20 protein-coding genes and 2 other annotated features are annotated in these 20,300 nt (G+C 53.0%); of the genes, 4 read left to right on the forward strand and 16 right to left on the reverse strand.

Features of this window, described 5'->3' with window-relative positions:
- Positions 1-45 precede the first annotated feature (45 nt).
- The 5 genes from trpA to trpD are packed head-to-tail and all read right to left on the reverse strand — an operon-like array spanning position 46 to position 4,280.
- Positions 46-822, reverse strand: a complete 777-nt coding sequence (trpA, locus tag EVJ33_RS07440; protein WP_131435890.1) for a tryptophan synthase subunit alpha — start codon at positions 820-822, stop codon at positions 46-48.
- Positions 822-2,003, reverse strand: coding sequence for a tryptophan synthase subunit beta (gene trpB, locus EVJ33_RS07445; RefSeq protein ID WP_131435892.1), 1,182 nt, complete (start codon positions 2,001-2,003; stop codon positions 822-824). The genes trpA and trpB overlap by 1 nt, the downstream gene beginning before the upstream one ends.
- The gene (locus EVJ33_RS07450; RefSeq protein WP_131435894.1) at positions 1,985-2,557 is read right to left on the reverse strand and encodes a phosphoribosylanthranilate isomerase; all 573 of its coding nucleotides are present in this window, start codon (positions 2,555-2,557) and stop codon (positions 1,985-1,987) included. Before EVJ33_RS07450 ends, trpB begins: the two co-directional genes overlap by 19 nt.
- Complete coding sequence (gene trpC / locus EVJ33_RS07455; RefSeq protein ID WP_131435896.1) at positions 2,533-3,294, reverse strand: indole-3-glycerol phosphate synthase TrpC; 762 nt, start codon at positions 3,292-3,294, stop codon at positions 2,533-2,535. The genes EVJ33_RS07450 and trpC overlap by 25 nt, the downstream gene beginning before the upstream one ends.
- Positions 3,291-4,280 (reverse strand): anthranilate phosphoribosyltransferase, encoded by a 990-nt coding sequence (trpD, locus tag EVJ33_RS07460; protein ID WP_131435898.1) that lies wholly within the window; start codon positions 4,278-4,280, stop codon positions 3,291-3,293. Before trpD ends, trpC begins: the two co-directional genes overlap by 4 nt.
- Positions 4,281-4,336: 56 nt before the next feature.
- Positions 4,337-4,561, reverse strand: a binding site (T-box leader).
- A gap of 50 nt (positions 4,562-4,611) precedes the next feature.
- Positions 4,612-4,841: a binding site (T-box leader), on the reverse strand.
- 189 nt (positions 4,842-5,030) lie between these two features.
- Here trpD and EVJ33_RS07465 point away from each other — a divergent pair.
- Positions 5,031-6,398 carry an amino acid permease gene (locus EVJ33_RS07465; RefSeq protein WP_483297303.1) on the forward strand — a complete coding sequence of 456 codons (1,368 nt, stop codon included), beginning with the start codon at positions 5,031-5,033 and terminating at the stop codon, positions 6,396-6,398.
- Between the two features lie 96 nt (positions 6,399-6,494).
- Here the strand turns inward: EVJ33_RS07465 and EVJ33_RS07470 are convergent, their stop codons facing one another.
- The 3 genes from EVJ33_RS07470 to EVJ33_RS07480 all read right to left on the reverse strand — a co-directional run bounded on the left by EVJ33_RS07470 (position 6,495) and on the right by EVJ33_RS07480 (position 9,478).
- Positions 6,495-8,030: a murein hydrolase activator EnvC family protein gene (locus EVJ33_RS07470; protein WP_131435902.1), complete on the reverse strand. Its 1,536-nt coding sequence runs from the start codon at positions 8,028-8,030 to the stop codon at positions 6,495-6,497.
- Positions 8,031-8,492: 462 nt separating this feature from the next.
- Positions 8,493-8,858, reverse strand: coding sequence for a DUF423 domain-containing protein (locus EVJ33_RS07475; protein WP_131435904.1), 366 nt, complete (start codon positions 8,856-8,858; stop codon positions 8,493-8,495).
- A 14-nt stretch (positions 8,859-8,872) separates the two neighbouring features.
- A complete protein-coding gene (locus tag EVJ33_RS07480) occupies positions 8,873-9,478 on the reverse strand; it encodes a trimeric intracellular cation channel family protein (RefSeq protein WP_131435906.1) in 606 nt (201 codons plus the stop codon).
- A 94-nt stretch (positions 9,479-9,572) separates the two neighbouring features.
- On the opposite strand from EVJ33_RS07480, the gene EVJ33_RS07485 reads away from it, so the two are divergent.
- Positions 9,573-11,210, forward strand: a complete 1,638-nt coding sequence (locus EVJ33_RS07485; protein ID WP_131435908.1) for an ABC1 kinase family protein — start codon at positions 9,573-9,575, stop codon at positions 11,208-11,210.
- Here the strand turns inward: EVJ33_RS07485 and EVJ33_RS07490 are convergent.
- Positions 11,149-12,741 carry a GNAT family N-acetyltransferase gene (locus tag EVJ33_RS07490; RefSeq protein ID WP_131435910.1) on the reverse strand — a complete coding sequence of 531 codons (1,593 nt, stop codon included), beginning with the start codon at positions 12,739-12,741 and terminating at the stop codon, positions 11,149-11,151. The two genes, EVJ33_RS07485 and EVJ33_RS07490, sit on opposite strands and share 62 nt — an antisense overlap.
- Positions 12,734-13,249 (reverse strand): glycerol-3-phosphate acyltransferase, encoded by a 516-nt coding sequence (locus EVJ33_RS07495; RefSeq protein WP_131435912.1) that lies wholly within the window; start codon positions 13,247-13,249, stop codon positions 12,734-12,736. Before EVJ33_RS07495 ends, EVJ33_RS07490 begins: the two co-directional genes overlap by 8 nt.
- 86 nt (positions 13,250-13,335) lie before the next feature.
- Between EVJ33_RS07495 and EVJ33_RS07500 the strand changes: the two genes are divergently transcribed.
- On the forward strand, positions 13,336-14,748 hold the full coding sequence (locus EVJ33_RS07500) for an NAD-dependent succinate-semialdehyde dehydrogenase (protein WP_131435914.1): 1,413 nt from the start codon (positions 13,336-13,338) through the stop codon (positions 14,746-14,748).
- A gap of 39 nt (positions 14,749-14,787) precedes the next feature.
- Here EVJ33_RS07500 and EVJ33_RS07505 read toward each other — a convergent pair whose 3' ends face one another.
- The 6 genes from EVJ33_RS07505 to EVJ33_RS07530 all read right to left on the reverse strand — a co-directional run bounded on the left by EVJ33_RS07505 (position 14,788) and on the right by EVJ33_RS07530 (position 18,914).
- The gene (locus EVJ33_RS07505) at positions 14,788-15,420 is read right to left on the reverse strand and encodes an HAD family hydrolase (RefSeq protein WP_131435916.1); all 633 of its coding nucleotides are present in this window, start codon (positions 15,418-15,420) and stop codon (positions 14,788-14,790) included.
- 150 nt (positions 15,421-15,570) lie between these two features.
- Positions 15,571-15,936 (reverse strand): rhodanese-like domain-containing protein, encoded by a 366-nt coding sequence (locus EVJ33_RS07510; protein WP_131435918.1) that lies wholly within the window; start codon positions 15,934-15,936, stop codon positions 15,571-15,573.
- 108 nt (positions 15,937-16,044) lie between these two features.
- Positions 16,045-16,323, reverse strand: coding sequence for a DUF5327 family protein (locus EVJ33_RS07515; RefSeq protein WP_131435920.1), 279 nt, complete (start codon positions 16,321-16,323; stop codon positions 16,045-16,047).
- Between the two features lie 68 nt (positions 16,324-16,391).
- A complete protein-coding gene (locus EVJ33_RS07520; protein WP_131435922.1) occupies positions 16,392-17,687 on the reverse strand; it encodes a DUF2252 domain-containing protein in 1,296 nt (431 codons plus the stop codon).
- A gap of 13 nt (positions 17,688-17,700) precedes the next feature.
- On the reverse strand, positions 17,701-18,651 hold the full coding sequence (gene msrA / locus EVJ33_RS07525) for a peptide-methionine (S)-S-oxide reductase MsrA (protein ID WP_131435924.1): 951 nt from the start codon (positions 18,649-18,651) through the stop codon (positions 17,701-17,703).
- Between the two features lie 80 nt (positions 18,652-18,731).
- On the reverse strand, positions 18,732-18,914 hold the full coding sequence (locus EVJ33_RS07530) for a hypothetical protein (protein WP_021065984.1): 183 nt from the start codon (positions 18,912-18,914) through the stop codon (positions 18,732-18,734).
- Positions 18,915-19,164: 250 nt separating this feature from the next.
- Here EVJ33_RS07530 and EVJ33_RS07535 point away from each other — a divergent pair, with 250 nt between their 5' ends.
- Positions 19,165-20,235 (forward strand): GGDEF domain-containing protein, encoded by a 1,071-nt coding sequence (locus tag EVJ33_RS07535; RefSeq protein ID WP_131435926.1) that lies wholly within the window; start codon positions 19,165-19,167, stop codon positions 20,233-20,235.
- Positions 20,236-20,300: the final 65 nt, after the last annotated feature.

Here is a 20,300-nt window from a genome sequence, read left to right on the forward strand (position 1 = left end):
GTTTCTCGGAAGAATGAATAAGGGATCGTGCCGAGGCACGATCCCTTATTTTTTTACGCTGACCGTCCGCGCCGATGCAATCAACGCGGCCACGTCCTGTTCACGTCCGGCGTGGAGCGCCTCGACGATGAAGCTGCCGACGACGACACCGTCACAGGCCATCCCGAGTGTGCTGACTTGATCGGCGCGATGGACACCGAAACCGGCGAGCACCGGTACCGGTGACCGTTCCGTCAATGAACGTAAGTGGTCGAGCAACTCATCAGGGAATACATCCGTCTTTCCGGTCGTCCCTTTGAGCGTCACCGCATAGACGAATCCTTCCGCCTGATTTAAAATCGTGTCGATGCGGGTCTGACTACTCGTTAACGTGACGAGAGGTACGACCGCGACCCCGTGACGATTGATGCCCGCAAATAAATCAAGACTCTCTTCGAACGGCAAATCGGGAATGATGACGCCGCTGACCCCAGACGCTGCCGCTCGTTCGAAGAAGCGCTCGACCCCGAATCGGAACACCGGATTTAAGTACGTCATGAGGACAATCGGCACTGAAAAACGACCCGTTCCTTCTATTAAACAGTCCAACACGTCCGTCAACGTCACACCTTGTTCGAGGGCACGCATTCCGGCCGCTTCGATGATGGGACCGTCTGCCACCGGATCAGAGAACGGGATGCCAAGCTCAATCGCCGTCGCCCCCATCGCTTCCAACCGCTCGATCGTCGGAACCAAGCTGTCGAGACCTCCGTCCCCAGCCATGATGTATGGGACGAACGCCGTCCCTTCGCTGCGCTGTCGAATCGCTTCATCTAATCTCATTATTGTGTCACCCTTTCTCGAATCGTATGAACATCCTTGTCACCGCGTCCAGACAGACAGATGACGAGCACATCGTCCTCATCCATCGTTGCCGCGAGTGTCTCCGCATAAGCGAGTGCGTGGGACGACTCGAGGGCCGGGATAATTCCTTCTTGGCGGCTAAGCGTCATGCAGGCCGCGAGGGCGTCCTCGTCCGTGACCGCCGCATAGCGGACCCGTTCGATATCTTTCAAGAAGCTGTGCTCCGGTCCGACGCCCGGATAATCGAGTCCGGCTGAGATGGAGTGTGCTTCTTGAATTTGGCCAGCCGCGTCCTGCAAGACGTACATGAGCGACCCGTGGAGCACCCCGACCTCACCTTTCGTGAGCGTCGCCGCATGCTTGTCCGTATCGACACCACTACCTGCCGCCTCGACACCATATAAAGCGACCGTTTCGTCATTCAAGAATGGATAGAACATGCCCATCGCGTTGCTCCCACCGCCGACACAGGCGACGACCGCGTCTGGCAGACGCCCTGTCTTCTCGAGGACTTGGCGGCGCGTCTCTGTCCCGATGACGCTTTGGAAATCGCGGACCATCGTCGGGAACGGGTGCGGTCCAAGCACCGACCCCATCACGTAATGTGTGTCATCGACGTGTTTGACCCAGTAACGGAGCGCCTCGTTGACGGCATCTTTTAACGTTCGACTTCCCGACTTAACGGGAACAACGGTCGCACCGAGTAACTCCATTCGAAACACGTTCAATTCTTGACGTTCGACGTCGACCTCACCCATGAAAATCGTACATTCGAGATTGAGGAGCGCACATACCGTCGCCGTAGCGACCCCGTGTTGTCCGGCCCCTGTTTCGGCGACGACTTTTCGTTTGCCCATTCGTTTGGCGAGGAGCGCCTGCCCGATTGTGTTGTTGATTTTATGAGCACCGGTATGGTTCAAATCTTCTCGTTTTAAATAGACGTTCGTCCCGAGGCGACGGCTCATGTTCTCCGCATAATAGAGTGGTGTTTCTCGCCCTACATACTCGCTGAGGAGATCGTTGAAGCGTTCCTGGAACTCAGGATCTTGTTTCGCTTCCTCGTACGCCACTTCGAGCTCTTCGACTGCTTGCATGAGCGTCTCCGGGATATATTTTCCACCGTATGGGCCAAACTTTCCGTTCACTGGTTGTGTATACATGATGTTTCCTCCTTGGCGCGTCGGATGAACGCGCGAATCTTATCGTGATCTTTTTTTCCGTTCGTCTCTACACCGCTCGAGACATCGACGCCGTCCGGTCGCATGGCGCGAATCGCCGCACCGACATTGTCGACGTTCAATCCACCGGCGAGCCAAAACGTCTGCTCCGGCCGTTCGAGCGTCTCCCAATCGAGCGTCTTTCCACTGCCTGGTGTCGGGGCATCGAGTAAAATGATATCTGCCTCTGACCCATGATCGGCCTCGATGAGCGGAAGTCCGAACTGTCGGAACGATTCAAGCGGCCGCGTCCGACGGTGCAGTTGAATGTCAGTCAATCTACAGGCGATAGTAGCCTCGACTTCGTTCACTGTCGGGTCGAGAAACACGCCGACGACGCGGACATCTTCTGGGATTAACCCCCGAAGCCGCTTCGCCGTCGTGATATCGATTTGACGTGGACTGTTCGCGAAGACGAACCCGATGGCATCTGCTCCCGCTTCTACCGCTGCGACGACACTTGCTTCGGTCGTCAATCCACATATTTTAACGAACATGACGTCAACTCCTCGATCAAGGATGTCGGGTCGTCCTGCCGCATGAGCGCCTCCCCGACGAGAATCGCCCGGGCACCGGCCGTCCGTAAACGGTAGGCCGCCTCGCCTGTGCTGACACCGCTCTCGCTGACGAACGCGACATCTGGATACTTTGCCATCAAGTCGACCGACGTATCGAGCGAGACCTCGAACGTCTTCAAATTACGATTATTGATGCCAATTAACACATCGCCGAGTTCGAGTGCCGTCATTAGCTCAGTCTCATCGTGCACTTCGACGAGAACGTCGAGACCGATAGATCGGGCATACGTCTTCAAGGCGTGGAGCCGGCTCGGATGAAGCGCCGCGACGATTAACAGTGCCGCACTTGCCCCGGCCGCTTTGGCCCGGTCAAGCTGTCGTTCGTCGATGATAAAATCTTTACAGAGGACCGGGATGTCGACAGCGGCCGCGACATCACGCAAGTCGTCGAACGAACCGTTGAAATAGGTCGCATCCGTCAAGACAGAAATCATCGTCGCTCCCGCCCGTTCATACGTGCGGGCTCGGCTCACAACGTCCACTTCCTCTCGAATCATGCCTTTTGACGGGGAAGATCGCTTGATTTCCGCGATGACATGAAATCCTTCACTCATTAGTCGAGGTAAGGAAATCGGTTCCGTCTTCTCGAACTCCACTTCCCCCATTTGATTGACCTCTTCGATTTTCGTTCCGATGATTTTCGTCAAGTAACTCATGCGCCAACCTCCGTTCGTTGTAATTGTTTGAGTACGCGGATCGCGTGCCCTTCATCGATGCTTGCCGTTGCTACGGCGACGCCTTCGCGAAGCGTCTGGACCGACCCGTACGTACAGAGGGCGAGTGCGGCATTCAATAAGACGACATCTCGCGCCGGTCCTGGCTCCCCGCTCAAGACGGCAAGGAGCGTCTCGGCATTTTCAGCCGGTGTCCCGCCTTGCAAGGCCGAGAGCGGAGCTCGCATCAATCCGACGTCGCGCGGGTCGACCGTGTAACGGGCCACTTTGTCGCCGTTGAAGAACAAGACGTCGTTTCTTCCAGCTAGACTCGCTTCATCCAGCCCGCCTGCCCCATGGACGACCATGCCGCGCTCGACGCCGAGATGACGCATCGCCGTCGCCATCTTCTCGATGAGCGATGGATGGTACACGCCAATCAATTGGCGCTTCGGCTTGAGCGGGTTCGTCAACGGACCGATTTGATTGAAGATGGTCGCCGTCGCCAGTCGTTTCCGGACCGGCATGACGTGCTTCATGACCGGATGGATGTGTTGGGCGAACAAGAAACTCAAGTTCGTCCGCTCGAGGTCGGCGAGCATCGCCTCATGACTTTGGACGATCGGGATATTCAATGACTCGAGGACGTCGGCACTGCCTGATCGGCTCGACACGCTGCGATTCCCATGTTTGGCGACCGGGATATCGAGCCCCGCCAAGACGAATGCGACCGTCGAACTGATATTGAACGTGTTCGCCCCGTCGCCGCCCGTGCCACATACATCGAGCACGGGGAGCATCGTCTCGGGGAACGTCGCCGCCTCACGGATATAGTCTGCGAGGCCAGCCATCTCTTCTGCCGTCTCGCCACGTGCTTTCATGGCGAGTAACACCTCGGCGATTTGCGCTTCGTCAGCTTGGAACAGCTCGGCCGCTGCCTGTTTCATCTCGGTCGTCGTCAATGGGTTCGTCAATAGTCGTGTTAACATGTCCGTTCCTCCTCAAGCATTTTGGGTATAAAAAAACTCCATACGACGTCTGTCGTATGGAGGACGGTATGGACCGCGGTGCCACCTCTCGTTGGATCAATCGATCCCACTTTCCGATGCTATCACATCGTATCCCGATAACGGAGGAAGCCGTCATGGCCTACTTGCTTCAGCCATGCTCTCATGAGCCCATTCACGTAAATGTCTCGACCAGGATCCCACCACCCCCGGCTCTCTTGACGAGACTTATTCACGCTACTCTTCTCAATCACTGATTTACTATGCATTGAAACGAAAAAGGGTTACCCGCCCGACTCATAGCTTGCGCTATGAGAAGGACGAGTAACCCCGTGGTGCCACCTTCGTTGGTTCCGTAGAACCCACTTCACGGACAATCATCCGCTTTCCCCTGGTAACGGTGGGTAACCCGCTAAAGCCTACTAATAGTTTCGGTTTAGAGCTCGGAAGTCCATTCGCGACGCCCCGCATACTGATTCACACCAACCATCAGCTCTCTGTCATACGGGAATTGTCGTTACTTCTCTTCGTCGACGCCTTTATTCGTTTCAGTTAAGTTAACTCGTACTATACAGGGCGAGCAACTACCTGTCAAACAAAAGTGTGCAAAAAAACTTTGCTTCTATAGGTGCCACCAAAACGATGCCGCTTTTTACGATTTGGCGAGTTGACACTCGTTTTTTTTGTCTGCTATAGTCGTCCCCAACAACACTTCACTCAACTAAAGGAGAATTGAATTTGGAAACTAGCAAATTAAAACGTGAACTGTCCACGCGGCAGTTGACGATGATTTCGCTCGGTAGCGCCATCGGGACGGGCCTCTTCCTCGGAAGCGGGCTCGCCATCCAAACGGCAGGACCGAGTGTGCTCGTCAGTTACGCCATCGGGGCGTTCATCGTCCTTTTACTCATGGGCTGTCTCGCCGAGATGACCGTCGCCCATCCGACCTCGGGCTCGTTCGGCACGATCGCCGAGCGATACGTCCATCCACTCGCCGGCTTTTTAGTCCGCTACTCGTACTGGGTTGCCAACGTCCTCGCCATCGGCGTCGAAGTGAGCGCCATTGCCATCTATATGCGTTATTGGTTCCCTGATGTGAACGGATTCGTCTGGGTCGCCTTGTTCGGCGGCTTGCTTATTTACATCAACGCCCGGCACGTTCATACGTTCGGAACGACCGAATACTGGTTATCATTCATCAAAGTGACCGCCATCATTCTCTTCATCGTCCTCGGGGCGGCCACACTTTTCGGTCAACCCGGTTCACCCATCGAATCCATCACGACCGGTGATGAAGGCTTTTTCGCTTTCGGTTTTTACGGGATGTGGGTGACAATTTTCATCTCACTCTTTAGTTTCCTCGGGACCGAACTCGTCGCTGTGACGGCTGGCGAAGCAAAAGACCCGGACCGCGCCGTCCCGAAAGCGTTGCGCGCGACCGTATTCCGTTTGACGTTCTTTTATCTCGTCACGATTGGCATCATGCTCATGCTCATCCCGTGGCAGCAGGCCGGGATCGATCAAAGCCCGTTCGTTCTCGTTATGCAACAATTCGACGTGCCTGGCGCAGCCGGCATTTTGAACTTTGTCATCTTGATCGCCGCCTTATCGGCGATGAACGCCCAGCTCTATGCGTCGACGCGGATGATGTATTCCCTCGCCGAAGCTGGAGACGCCCCACGAATCTTTAAGAAAGTCAGCGGCAGCGGGATTCCAATGCCCGCCTTGCTCGTCTCGACAGGCGGTATCATACTCGCGGCATTGCTGCAAGTATTCATGGAAACATCGTATCCATTCCTGATGGGGATCTCGATGTTCGGAGCCATCTTCACATGGTTCATGGTATTCGTCTCACATTTGTTCTTCCGAAAAAAATGGACAGGACGGAAATTACCTGTCCGCATGATCGGTTACCCGTTCTTGCCGTTACTCGGTGCTGTGCTGTTGCTCAGCCTGATGATCACGACATGGTTCACCGACTTCAACATTTTGCTCAAGTTCGGGATCCCATGGTTGGTCGGATTGACCATCATCTATCTCGTCCGTGAGCGGTTCCGCAAATCAAACAATCAATCAGACGATATCGAACAAGCCAACTAAAATGAGCGCCTACCGGTTCAAGGTAGGCGCTCATTTTTTGATTTATGGGCATATAAAAACGAGCACCTATCACGATGGACGGGTGCTCGTAGAAAATCAGAAGAACTGACGTGGGTTGACTGTGCTGCCTGCGCTCGATGACGAGTACGAGTAGCTGCCTTTGTGGATCTCGAAGTGAAGGTGCGGGCCTGAAGAGTTACCCGTGTTCCCGAGTCCACCGATGTTCGATCCTTGTGTCACACGTTGTCCGGCGCTAACTGAGACTGAGTTCAAGTGAGCATAGACCGTTGTCCAGACTTGTCCGTTGATGACGTGGGCAATCATGACGTGATTCCCGTAAGCACCACCCCAGCCGGCACGGATGACCGTTCCCGTCGCCGAAGCACGGATTGGCGTTCCAACAGGTCCGGCGATATCGACACCGTTATGGAACGTGTAGCCGAATTGACCGCTTGCCGGTCCGAAACCTTGCGTATAACGTCCTGCCGCCGGTTGAATGAACATCGCGCCCGATGGTGCTGGTGCCGATGTCGTCGGTGCAGTCGGTGCTGGCTTCGGTTTTGGAGCAGGCGCTGGTGCCGGTTTCGGCGCAGCCGGTTTTGGTGCTGGTGTACTATTTTGTGTCGTCTGGTTTGAAGATGCAGATGACTGGGTACTATTATTATTGTTCTGCTGTTTTTGAGCTGCTGCTCGTTCTGCCTCAGCTTTTGCCGCTGCCGCTCTTGCTTCTTCTGCTTGACGTGCAGCTGCCGCTGCTTGAGCCGCTTCCGCTTGACGAGCTTCTTCAGCTTTCCGTGCTGCTTCTTGACGAGCCGCCTCTTCAGCGCGACGACGTGCTTCTTCTTCCTCGCGACGCTGCGCTTCAATCTCAGCCGCAATCGCTTCTTCTTGTGCGATTAATGTCGCTTCGATTTCTTGAAGGTCGAAGATTTGCGATTCGAATTTGATATTTTTGTCCTCGAGCTCTTTGATGCGGGCTTCGCGCTCTTTCATCTTCTTCTCGAGTTGAGCTTGGCGCACTTCAAGCGCCTTTTGTTGTGTTAAAAGCGAAGCACGCTCTTCTTTCAATGACGCTTGCGCTTCTTGTAACGATTGACGCGTCGCTTCGTAGTCTTCAAACAATTCTTGGTCGCTCCGTTGAATCGTTCCGGCCGTGATCATACGCGTGATCAAATCCGAGAAGTTTTTCGAACCGAAGATAAACTCCGCCCAGTTGATTGAGCCGCCGCCGTTCGTTTGCATCGTGGCCATGCGCTCTTTCATCATCGCTTCTTGGGCTTTCATCTTTTTCTCATAGCCTTTAATGTCGGCTTCAAGGTCTTCAATCTTCAACTCGGTCCGCTTGATTTCTTGGCGTTTTGCCGCAACATCGTTGATGATGTCTTGAAGTTGGGCGTCCATCTTGTTGACTTCCGTTTGGACTTTCGAGATTTCGTCTTTGTTTTGCTTAATTTTTGAAGACGTGTTCGATTGGTTCTGTTTGACGTTATTTCGTTGCTCTTGCACTTTTTTCTGCTGTTCTTGTTTCTCCTTGATTGACGTCGAGGCATCAGCCACCGAGTGCGTCCCAAGAAGAAGCGCGCTCAGCGTAAGTGTCGAGACGGTACGTTTCCAATTGATCAATGGGGACATCCTTTCTAAGTTGACGAGGTTAGGGGTTACGTTCTATTTAAGGTCAGTCGTTTCGTTATGTAACAAAAACGATTAATTTTTTAGTTTCAACACGACTTATTATATCGAAGTGTCGAATGTTTTCCTGTTAAAGTTATATTTCACTTTTGTTACGAACAAAGGGATGGGAAGCCCTTATGGCTCCTCATCCCTTTCTGTTTCAATATGTTTTCACTTTTCTTTTCTCGAAACACGTTTGTAACAATAGTTGAAAATAGGAAATCGTTTACCTTATATCTAAATAACATCATCCAGTCCTTTTTCTAAATCTAACCATTCCCAAAAAACGTAAAAAAGGGCCTGGTTGGTCTCTCGCTCAAAGCGAAGAGGCCAACCGGGCCAATTGTTCGTTGTCGTGTGAAGACGAGGGGTCTCACCCTTCACATGTTATACGATGACTGTTAACCACACGTTAACGTTTGATTACATTTTGAGAGCGCCAATGATGACAAACACCCAGGCCGCGATAAACAAGACGCCACCAATCGGCGTGACCGCCCCAAGCTTCGTGATTCCAGTCAATGCCATCACGTATAGGCTGCCTGAGAAAAAGAGAATGCCAGCAAACATGAGCCAGCCTGCCGTGTTGAACTGACTGATACTCACTTTCGTCAAGATACTCGCTAAGGCGATGATGCCGATGGCGTGAATCATATGATAGAGCACGCCGGTCTGCCAGTTGGCGAGCATGTTCGGTGCCAGACGCTCTTTCAAGGCGTGGGCCCCGAAAGCACCTAGCGCGACGCCGAGCGCCATTAAGGCAGCGCCGATGATGAGTAAAAGTTTCATACCTAGTTTCCCCCTTATCGCACTTTGCGTGCAGGTAAATTCCACTTCCGATAGTAGGATATCACTCGAAGCGCCGCGACGACAACGAGTAAGGCGTAGACAGGCAGTCCTCCTTCAAGCCGGAAATAATACGTGACGACCGCGATGATAATCGCCCACATCGCGTACACTTCAGACTGGAGGACGAGCGGCTTGCGGCCGGCCAACAAATCACGGACGACCCCACCGCCGACACCCGTCAAGACGGCAGCCGCAATCGCCGCCGATAGCGGTAAATCCAGCTTGATGGCGACTTGTGCGCCTTGAAACGCGAAAGCGACGAGCCCAATCGCATCGACGATGACGCCCCAGCGTTCCCAATGGGGCAAGACGACGCTCGGCAGCAGGAAGATGAGCAACGCGACAAGAAAACAAAGGATGAAGAGATCGTTTTGTTGCCAAATCAAACTGACGGGGTTCCCGAGCAAGACGTTTCGAATCGCCCCGCCACCGAAAGCTGTCGTGAAAGCGAGTAGCCACACCCCAAAAATATCATATTTCTCGTCCATCGCGATGATGGCACCGCTCGCCGCGAACGCGATTGTTCCGACGACGTTGAGTAATTCCCACTCCATAAACATCCCTTGCCCTTTCTTGAAAGCATTCTGTGGTAAAGTTAAGATACAAAAAATCAGATCAGTCGAGCGACTGCTTGTAAAGGATGTCGGTACTTTTATGAAACGAATCGCCTTGTTCCGCATATGGATTATCGTCACGATGTTCGCCCGATTCATCATTAAAATTTATGCATTCTCCCGCAAACAGCAGCAAGGTCTCGCGTCGACCGAAGAGTATGAGGCGCTCATGTTGAACCTTGCCCGCGAGTATAAGCGGAACGCGCTCCGACTCGAAGGGCTGTTGATCAAGCTCGGGCAGTTTTTATCAATCCGGGCCGATTTGTTACCTCCGTCCGTATTGAATGAGTTATCCGAGCTCGTCGACCGTGTCCCGACATCGGGCTGGGACAAGTCTCGCGCTATCCTGGAAGCAGAATGGGGCGTCCCGTACACCCAAGTCGTGAAAGACGTCGGCATCGACGCCGTCGCCTCTGCTTCGATCGGTGAAGTCTACGGCGCCACACTCCTTGAGAACGGGAAGCGTGTCGCCTTGAAAATCCAACGTCCGGATATCGAAAAAATCATTCGGACCGACTTCAAAGCGATGCGAGTCGTCACGACGATGCTCAAGCGAACCTCGCTAGCAAAATCGACCGACTTAGATAGCTTATATCGCCAAATGATTTTTGTCATCGGGGATGAATTAAATTTCCAGACTGAATTGAAGAACGCCCATTATTTCAAAGCGAAATATGCCGACAATCCCGACGTATACATCCCGGATTATTATGACCATCTGTGCACGAACCGGGTGTTGACGATGGATTGGGTCGAAGCCCGTCGCATCACCGACCTCGCTTTCTTAAAAGAAAATAATATCGACCGCTCCGCACTTGCCGAACGATTGTTCACGATGGCAGCCGAGCAACTGTTGTTCGGCGGACAATTCCATGCTGATCCGCACCCCGGAAACGTCCAAATCCGGGCCGACGGGACGATCATCCTGCTCGACTTTGGAATGGTCGGATCATCGACCGCTCAGGACATGGCGACCATCCGTAAAATCTTGCAGGCGTTCATCTCGCTCGATTACGACGGGGTCGTCGATGGACTTGAGGACTTGCGTTTCCTGTTGCCGACAGCGAACAAGCACAACATTCGGCAAGCACTCGAAAAGGCGGTCACGTTCTATTTGGAGACCGATATCGATACGGTCGATACGAAGCTGATCGAGAAAGTATTACAAGATATTCAACTACTCGTCAAAAACGAGCCGATCCAGTTGCCGGCCGAGTTCGCCTTCTTCGGTCGGGCCGCTTCGACGTTGCTTGGGATTTTACAAATCCTCGACCCGAAAATCGATTTATTCACGCTCGGTAAACCGATTGTGATTCAATGGCTCGAATCAGACGGAACGACGATTCAGAACCGTTACGTCATGACGGCACTCAACTACGGGAAGAAATTACTAAACGTACCGCCGCTGCTCGATAACTACTTAAAAGAGCCGACCCGGAAGCGCCTATCCGAGCAGGCGATGTTCCAACGCGACCTCGAGTCAAAGGAACTGCTCCACCGCCAGACGTTCAACTCCGGTATCATCATCCTCGGTCTCCTCGTCGGCCTGTTCGGTTATATCCGACCTGACGAATGGCTGTTTTGGTCAGGTGGCGTCGTCGCCGTTGTCGCCTATTTCAATTCAAGACGCCTCGGTCGAAAGATTCGTCATTTGGCCCGCCAAGATTTCCGTGTCTGATTCCGTCACTCTCTCGAGTGGCGGTTTTTTTCTGGAGCCACGTCCCGATATAGACGGCGACTTGCTGCAAATCCCGTTCAGTCGTCCATCCCATCGTTGAGACTTGGAGACAATTCGCATGCCGCAAATAGGTGCTCTCATACTGGACTTGATAGCCATGGAACGCCAATTGATGCCCTAGCTCAATCGAGGAAAGGTTTTCGGGTAACGTGAGTGAAAAAATGCCTGGTGCTTGGTCATCCCCGAGTTCAATCGGTACACCTCGGCGCAACAATTCACGTACGAACACATCGAGTTTTGATTGATGCGTCGCAATCTCCGCCTCTGTCAGTTCGCTCAACGCGACGTCCATCGCTTGAATGAGCGGGACCGATTGGGTGAAGGCGATCGGGTCATAGCCCGCCAAGTCCAAATAACGCGGAATTGACGGGTTCGGGACAGCTCGTTCGCGCATGGCGACAAACGCCAATCCAGGGGCATTGCGGAGCGCTTTGCCCGAGACGAACGTCACCAGATGCGCAAACGAATAGTCGGTCACTTTCGTCCCGACCGCACTGATCGCATCAATCGCAATCTTCGTGCGATACGTTCGTGCATACTGACGCAAGTGGTCCAAATCGACTAGCTTGCCTGTCGACGTCTCGCAATGTACCGTCCACATCCAATCGGGTGCATGCTGTCCGATTCGCTTTAAGTCGAGACGACGCCCGGACGAAAGTGGGATGACATCAAATTCAAGTCCAGCCCGGGTCGCATGGTCAATCAGCCGTCTTCCAAACTCCCCGGTGTCGATGATTACGCCGCGTCCAGTCAATTGTGCGGCTACGGCATCGTTCGCAATCGTTCCGCTCCCGAGCAATGTGTAGACATGGGGCAACTTAACGAGTTCACTCAGCCTCGACTGGACCGAATGGAGCAGACGACTGGCAGCGGCCGACCGATGCGATACCGGCTGGACAGCAAGTGCGGAGCGCACGTGACTCGACAGTTCGACCGGCCCGGCGAGGAGTAGTTTCGGACGCAACGTTCGCGCTGTCTCGGATTGCATGAATCCAGAGCGGGTCAGCTTCATCGGTACATATAACGCCTCCATCGTCCCGATTGGTTTTGCGAACGGGACAAATCCGAAGCGCCGATACAGCTTCTGTTCGCGTACGGTGCCGCTGATGACAATCCCTTCCACGCCTCGGTCTGTCGCCTCCATGAGCATCGCTCGCATGAGTCCGGCAAACGTTCGCGTATTCCGATAGGCGGGCGTCACGGCCAGTAGCCGCACTTCAATCCACTCTCCCGGCGGCAGCGCCACGCCTTTTTGTTCAAGTGAGAACGGGTGCTCGTCACGGATCGCACACATGGCGACGAGTTGCCCGTCCGCCAACCCAATCCAATATGTATTCGTATCATGGAAGCGATCGACAAGTCGTCGCTCCACGTTCGGATGATGTTGCGGGATTTCTTCGACAAACGTCTCATAGTTCAATCGATGAATCGCTTCCGCATCCCCCGGCGTCGCTCTTCGAAATTCAAGCACGTTGTTTCCCCCTTATATGATGGTACACGATCAAAATCACAGTCAAACTAGCCACACTGACATCTGTTGCGTCCCCCCAGGCCGCGAGCGGCAGGAGTGCGAGCATGAAGAGCCCCGTCTCGCGCGAGTTACCAGTCAATTTGATGAGAAGCAGCAACAGCAGAAGTCCCACGATAAACCATAACGGGCTGTACGCTAATATTATTCCAGAAAATACGGCGTACCCCTTCCCCCCGGAGCGAATATGCCACATCGGATAAATGTGGCCGAGCGTCAAGGCGAGCCCGGTCTCAAAAAAGTATGGACCACTGATCGACAACACGAGAACCGTCTTCAGGACGTCGAATCCGTAAACGAACAAGAAGGCTTGCTTCCCGCCGATTCGCAACGCATTGCGGGCACCCGTGTTTCTCGACCCACTCGTTGCTAAATGTTGACCACTGCACCTGCCGTATAAGCGCCCGCCAAGGATACTACCGACGACATACCCCAAGATGATGACCCACATGACGACACCTCCCCTTTGTAAAATTGTGTATGTTTTTTGAAATCGGGTACTTTTAAAATGTGACCTAGACGAAAGGGGAAATCAAGATGCGAGTGGAAAACAATTTCATCAATGGAGAATGGATTGATACATCGGACACGATCGAGGTGCGAAATCCCGCCACCGGAAACATCATGGCCACGGTGACAAAGAGTGACACGGCCGAAGCAAAACAGGCTGTCGATGCCGCCCACGACGCCTTGAAAAATTGGCAACAGAAAACGGCCGAAGAACGAGGCGCCCTGCTGCTCGAATGGAACCGGCTGATTGATGAACATACAGAAGCCATCGCTCGGACGATGGTCGAGGAGCAAGGTAAGCCGCTCCAAGAAGCCATCGGTGAAGTCCGTTATGCGAACGGCTTCATCGAATGGTACGCCGCGGAAGGAAGACGCGTGTACGGCGAGACCATCCCGGCCTCTTCGAACAAAAAACGTATCTTCGCCATTAAACAACCGGTCGGCGTCGTCGCCGCCATCACGCCGTGGAATTTCCCGGCGGCGATGATCACCCGGAAGCTCGCGCCGGCGCTGGCCGCTGGTTGCACCGTCGTCCTGAAACCAGCCTCGGCGACACCATTGACGGCCATCGAACTCGTCAAACTGGCCGAGAAAGCCGGCTTTCCACCCGGTGTCATCAATCTCGTCACCGGCAAAGCGTCTGACATCGTGAATACGTGGCAACACGATCCCCGCGTCCGCAAATTGACGTTCACCGGTTCGACCGAGGTTGGCAAGACGCTCATGCGCGGCGCAGCCGATACGATGAAGAAAATCTCGCTCGAGCTGGGTGGTCACGCCCCGCTCATCGTCACGGCGCAGGCAGACCTCGATAAAGCCGTCCCTCAAGCCGTCGCCACGAAATTCCGTAACGGCGGACAGACGTGCGTCTGCGCCAACCGAATTTATGTCGAGCAATCGATCGTCGATGCGTTCTCTGAAAAATTCATCGAGGCCGTCGCGGCGCTCGAAGTCGGGAATGGACTTGATGAAGGGACGGATATCGGTCCGCTCATCGACGAGGCCGCGGTCGAGAAAGTGATGAAGCACCTGGAAGACGCTCAAATTCGGGGTGGGGAAATCACGGGTGGCGAACAGCTCGATGGGTTATTCGTCCGGCCGGCCGTCGTCCGCTATGCGAATGAGGATATGCTGTGCATGAACGAGGAGACGTTCGGTCCTGTCGCCCCGATTGCGTCGTTCGATACGCTCGAGGAAGTGATTGAGCGGGCGAATGCGACCCCGTTCGGTCTTGCCGCCTATGTGTTCACGCAAGACATCAACGAGGCTCTCTATTTGGCTGAATCACTCGAATATGGAATCGTCGGTGTCAATGACGGACTTCCGTCAACACCGCAAGCCCCGTTCGGTGGATGGAAGCAGAGCGGCCTCGGCCGCGAAGGCGGTCACCATGGCATTGAAGAATTTTTAGAAGTGAAATACATTTCGCTCGGACTCTAAAAAAAACCGGTTGAACGTCGCGCGTTCAACCGGTTTTTTTCATTTTTCGACCAAGGCAATCAAATCGTTCGGTGTCGCGATGACATGATCCGCGAGTGCCCACTCGTCTTCGTTCCCAAAGCCAAAACCTGTCAAGACGACCGGGAAGTCGTGCGCGCGTGCCGCTTCGACATCCGATTTCCGGTCTCCAACCATCACGTAATCGTTCTCGCCGTGACGGAGACGATGCGCCGTCAAAATGTCAGCTTTTTTCTCGCCGTTCACGGATTCGAGACATTCTGGAGCCGTCATGAACTGGCGAATGTTTTGAGAGTCGAGCATGAGGTTCAAATAATGGACCCCACAGTTACTCGCGGTCGTCAACGTGTGTCCTTTCGCATGGAGCGCCTCGAGCATCTCGTAAATCCCATCGAACAAGACGTGTTGGCCTTCCATCGCTCGCTCGAGCGTCTCATGACGGAGCTTGCGGATTTGGTGAATCTCCTCGATTGTCGCCTCCGGGATGACGTGTTCCCAAAACGCGTTACCGGCCAATCCGTAACCTGAACGGACCGCGTCCTCACTCGGTTTCGGTAAATGAGGAAGTTGCTCTAACGCCTCGTGGATTGCTTGTGTCATCGGTCCGGTCGTGTCAACGAGCGTCCCATCGATATCAAATAAAATGACTGCCATTGTCTGGTCCCCTCTCTCTTTCCTATGTTCCTACCGTAGCAGAATCCCCTGAAAACCGAAAGTGGAAACGTCACACGGCAAATCTAGCCTCTAAAAGAGATTTTCAGGGTCTAAAAAAAAACGGCTGAACAAATGTTCAACCGAGAACTGTCAGCCACGCCAGAAACTCATGCCGCCTTTGACCGAGTAGACGTCCGTATAGCCCGCGCTTTTCAACATGGCCGCGGCCCGTTGACTTCGCATCCCGCTTTGACAGATGACATAGACCGGACGTTCTTTATCTTTCGGATATTGGGCACTTGCGTTCCCGAATCCCGATAGTGGCACATTTTTCGCCTGCTTGATATGCCCGGCCCGGTATTCTTGGGGCTCACGGACATCCAACAACTGAATGTTCCGTTCTTCAGCAATCTTCCGTTTCAATTCATCGGTCGAAACCGTTTTGACGTTGTTTCGCTTCGTCCACCAAAAATAAATCAATCCAATCACCACTGCGACAAACAAGAAATCAAGCATATGCACGCCTCCGTTACGTATCGTTTAGTTAATCTCATTATACCCCCTTAGGTATATAAGTCAATACGTTCGACTCACACAAAAAAAGCTGCGCCTCAAGGGCACAGCTTAAAAGTCGAGCAATGAATCGGTTTTTGGTTTGTCCTCTTCTTCAAGCGGGATTCCAAGGAATGCCGCCATCTGCCGATCAAGCGGCGGTTTCGACTCGACCGGCTCGGCCATAGGCGCCGTAGTAGGTTGCGTCTTAGCCGGAGCCGAATCAGCGAGCAACAGCTCGCAATAGCCCATCAACTTGGCCAAATGGCGCTTTTGCGTCTCCCCACTCGACTGTTCGATTTGGCTCATCACTTGTTTCATCTGCGTGATGACCTGTTGTTCTGTAATCATACGTCGCACACATCCTTTACCGTTCCATTCTGAGGCAAACGTGGGGCTGACCGCAAGTCCGGTGCTCGTCAGACGTGAGTCTCCGCACGCGTCTTGAGCCAAGATTGGAACGCCTCGAAGTCGAATCGGACCTGATTGGCGTAAAATTGGGACCACCGCGAGATTTGGCGAATGAATAGCGGTCGCGACGCTCCGATGGCTGCCGCAATTCGTTCACTCGCCTCATAATCGAGCACGTTCGCATCCGCATCCGCCCGCGCATGAATTTTGGCCGTGATTTCCGCCTGGACTTTTAACGTCTCGATGAGCGATTCTTCATTCTTGATGTGCTTCGCTTTCACTTTCCGCTTGTAAGGTGACCGTTGCCGCACGTAATACTCGTTCCCGTCCATCGTCAAATAGCCGAGATACGGGTCACGACTATGCACCATGGCACGTTGGGCCGCGATGACGCGGGACCCTTGATGCGACAAGCCATCCTCAAACAACGGATGGGTCGGCAAGAAGAGCGAAGGGACAGCCGATTGAGCCTGCTTCATCTCGAGGATGATATCCTCGTCATGCTCCGCGTCCGCACCTTCAATCAAAATATAATACCGTTCGAGTCCGATCGAAGCCGTCCCGCTCTCCCGTTTAATGGCGATGTCTTTGATTTCGTAATGGTCGGCATGGTGTCGATGCTTCTCCGATAAGGATGCCAAATAATCCGGCCACGCCTGTTTGATATGCTCGGCGGTCTTCGGACTGACCGGGACGAGATCGTCGCTTGTCGCAAAATAACGTTCCTCATCCCTTACTTCCGTCCGCTCCGCCATGAATGCGTCTTTCTTCTTCTCTGCCTTTTTAATCACTTTCTTGATGGCTTTGCACGTGTTCGCTTTCGTGAACTGGACATCTTCGTCCTTCCCATTCGCATAACGCTCAATCGCGAGCGCGTATGTCGCTGCATACGTCTCGATGGCATGCGTCGCGTCAAACCCTGACTCCGCGGCAAACAAATCGACCGAGATCGCCATGCGAAGGACATCAAACAAATAAGACCCGAGATACGCCTCGTCAAAGTCGTTCACATCGTAAATGATTGTTCCGGCGCCGTCCTCAAACACCCCGAAGTTTTCAAAATGCAAATCCCCTTGAATGAACGTCGGATGGGACGCATCGGTGTCAAACGCGAGCGGTACTTTCGCAAAATCGTAATAGAACAAGTGGGAACTCCCTCGGAAAAACGAGAACGGGGTCGCGCTCATCTTGTTGTACTTCTCATCTCTGGCAGCCTCGGATAAATTACGAATCGATTTGTCGTAGTAATCCAAGACGGTCGCGAGCGTCTCACGACGAATCTGTTGTTTGACGGATGTGAACATGCCCTTCTCCCCTTCACGCATCGAATAAGTGCTTATACTCTCCATAACCTGCAGACTCTAATTCTTCTTTTGGAATGAAACGGAGTGCCGCCGAGTTGATGCAGTAGCGTAATCCCCCGAGCTCTTTCGGACCGTCATCGAACAAGTGGCCAAGATGGCTGTCGGCTTCCTTTGAACGAACCTCGGTCCGGACCATATGGTGCGTCGTGTCCATGTTCATATCGATGCGTTTCTCTTCGATCGGGCGCGCAAAGCTCGGCCAACCGCAGTTCGATTGGAACTTGTCACGTGACGTGAAGAGCGGCGTCCCATCGATGACATCAACGTATAACCCTTCCCGCTCCTCATCCCAATACTCGTTCTGGAACGGGGGCTCGGTTCCGTTCTCTTGCGTGACTTTATATTGAATCGGCGTCAGACGATCTTTCAAGTCTTTCTGTAGCTTCTTGTCGCTCCACGCCTCTTTCACGAACTTGGCCCGGCCAGAACCGACGCGGTACATCTCGTAACGGAATGGATTTTTCTTGTAGTAGTCTTGATGGTAATCTTCCGCTTCCCAAAACGTCTTCGCTGGACGAATCTCGACTTCAATCGATCGGTCGAAGCGCCCCGAGTCCTCGATTTCTTGTTTCGACCGTTCAGCCGCCGCACGCTGTTCCTCTGAATGATAGAAGATGGCCGGTCGATACGATTCACCGCGGTCGTTAAACTGTCCGCCGCCATCGGTCGGGTCGATTTGACGCCAATAGATACGCAACAGTTCTTCATACGAGATGACATCCGGATCAAACGTGACCTCAATCGCCTCTAGGTGACCGGTCGTCTCCGAACAAACTTGTTTGTACGTCGGGTTATCGACATGCCCGCCCGTATAACCGGAAATGACACGCTCGACTCCTTCGTATTTATGAAACGGTTTGACCATGCACCAAAAACAGCCTCCCGCAAATGTAGCTTTTGCCATAATAAATCCCTCCTTACTATGTAGTGTACCCAAAAAATCTCGTCGACAACAAAAAACGAGAACCGTGAACGTGTTCTCGTTTAATCTTCCTCGACCCGATTCATATGACGCATCACTAAAAATAAGATGACACCGACGATGGCTGCTCCGAGAACAGTCAACGCCAGGTTGCCTCGAGCCGATAAAGTATAAAAGATGGCTAACCCGATCAAGATGAGCGCAATCGGAATGAAGGCTCTCTTAAAATGATCCCAATACCGCACAGACAGTCCCCCTTTTTTTCTATCATACCAAATTTGTTTGCGCTGAATGAAAAGAAGATGATGTGTCCATTCAAAGGAGGTACCTATTACGTTACGGAAATGAAACGGTTATGAACAAACCGTCCGACATTGATGTGGGACGAATGGCATAAACGGTGCGTACATTGCACGCCGTCACAAGCAGGCAATGCGATGTTAAATATGCTAAACTAAAACTAATTATTTCCATTTCATGTTAGGGGATATGATCATGCTCACAATCATCAACTCTTTTTTTCTGAATCTGTGTATCCTGTTCACGTTATTCACGATTTCGTTTCTCCCGTTCCGCAATCGACCACGGCTCACACCGAAAGCGCCATTGAAAAGTCGAATCCTCCTCGGTATTCAGAGCGGAGTCGTCGCCTTAATTTTACTGGCGAACGCATTGCCGCTCGAAGGAATCTTAATCGACTTGCGCTCCATCCCCATCTCTCTTGCCGTCTTATTCGGTGGTTGGGTGAGTGGGACAGTCGCAGCCATCATCTTTTTGGTCGGCCGATTTTTGATGGTCACCGACGGAGCGTATATCGGCTTTTATTTGGCCGTCATCACAATGATTGGTCTCGTCCTTCCAATCAGCTTATTGCGACTAAAGCTTGATAATACCCGCAACACGTTGCTCATCTTCATGACCATCAGTGTCGTCGTTTTCGGCTCCGCCATCTATTATGCTCTACCAACCGAACTGTTCTATCCTGTTATTCTCGCCTACACCGTTATGGTATACGGAGGTGCCTGTGCCGCCTATCGTTTGCTCCAAGAGTTGCGACGCCATTTCGAGAACGTCCAACACCAGCAACAACTTGCCCGAACGGACGCGTTGACCGGCATCGCCAACCGGCGCCTACTGAACGAGGCGATGGCCAACTTGAACGTCGAAGCGAAAGAGTACGCTTTGATCCTCGTCGACATCGACCATTTCAAACGCGTCAATGACACGTATGGCCATGATGTCGGGGATGACGTATTGCGGGAGCTCGGCATGTTACTCGTCGCCGAAAGTGAAGAGCAGCATCTAGTCGGCCGCTTCGGTGGTGAAGAATTTTTAATCATCATGCCGAACGCCAATCGAGATGAAGTGACCCGTCTTGCCGAATCTATACGAGAAAAAGTCTCGACGTTCCCGTTCGAGACAAGCGCAGGAACACTTCATATCACCGTTTCGCTCGGGGCCTGCCATTCGAATGATATTGAAGTCGATAGCGTATTGAAACACGCCGATGAAGCGTTATATCACGCAAAGGAATCGGGACGAAATCGATTCATCTTGGCGTCATAAAGCGCCTCATGTTCGCAAAAGATTGCGGTTTCCCCCAGTTTTCCCGCTTTACTTTCAACTAGTGA

It is taken from the genome of Exiguobacterium sp. SL-10, from assembly GCF_004337025.1.
Taxonomy (GTDB): Bacteria; Bacillota; Bacilli; order Exiguobacteriales; family Exiguobacteriaceae; genus Exiguobacterium.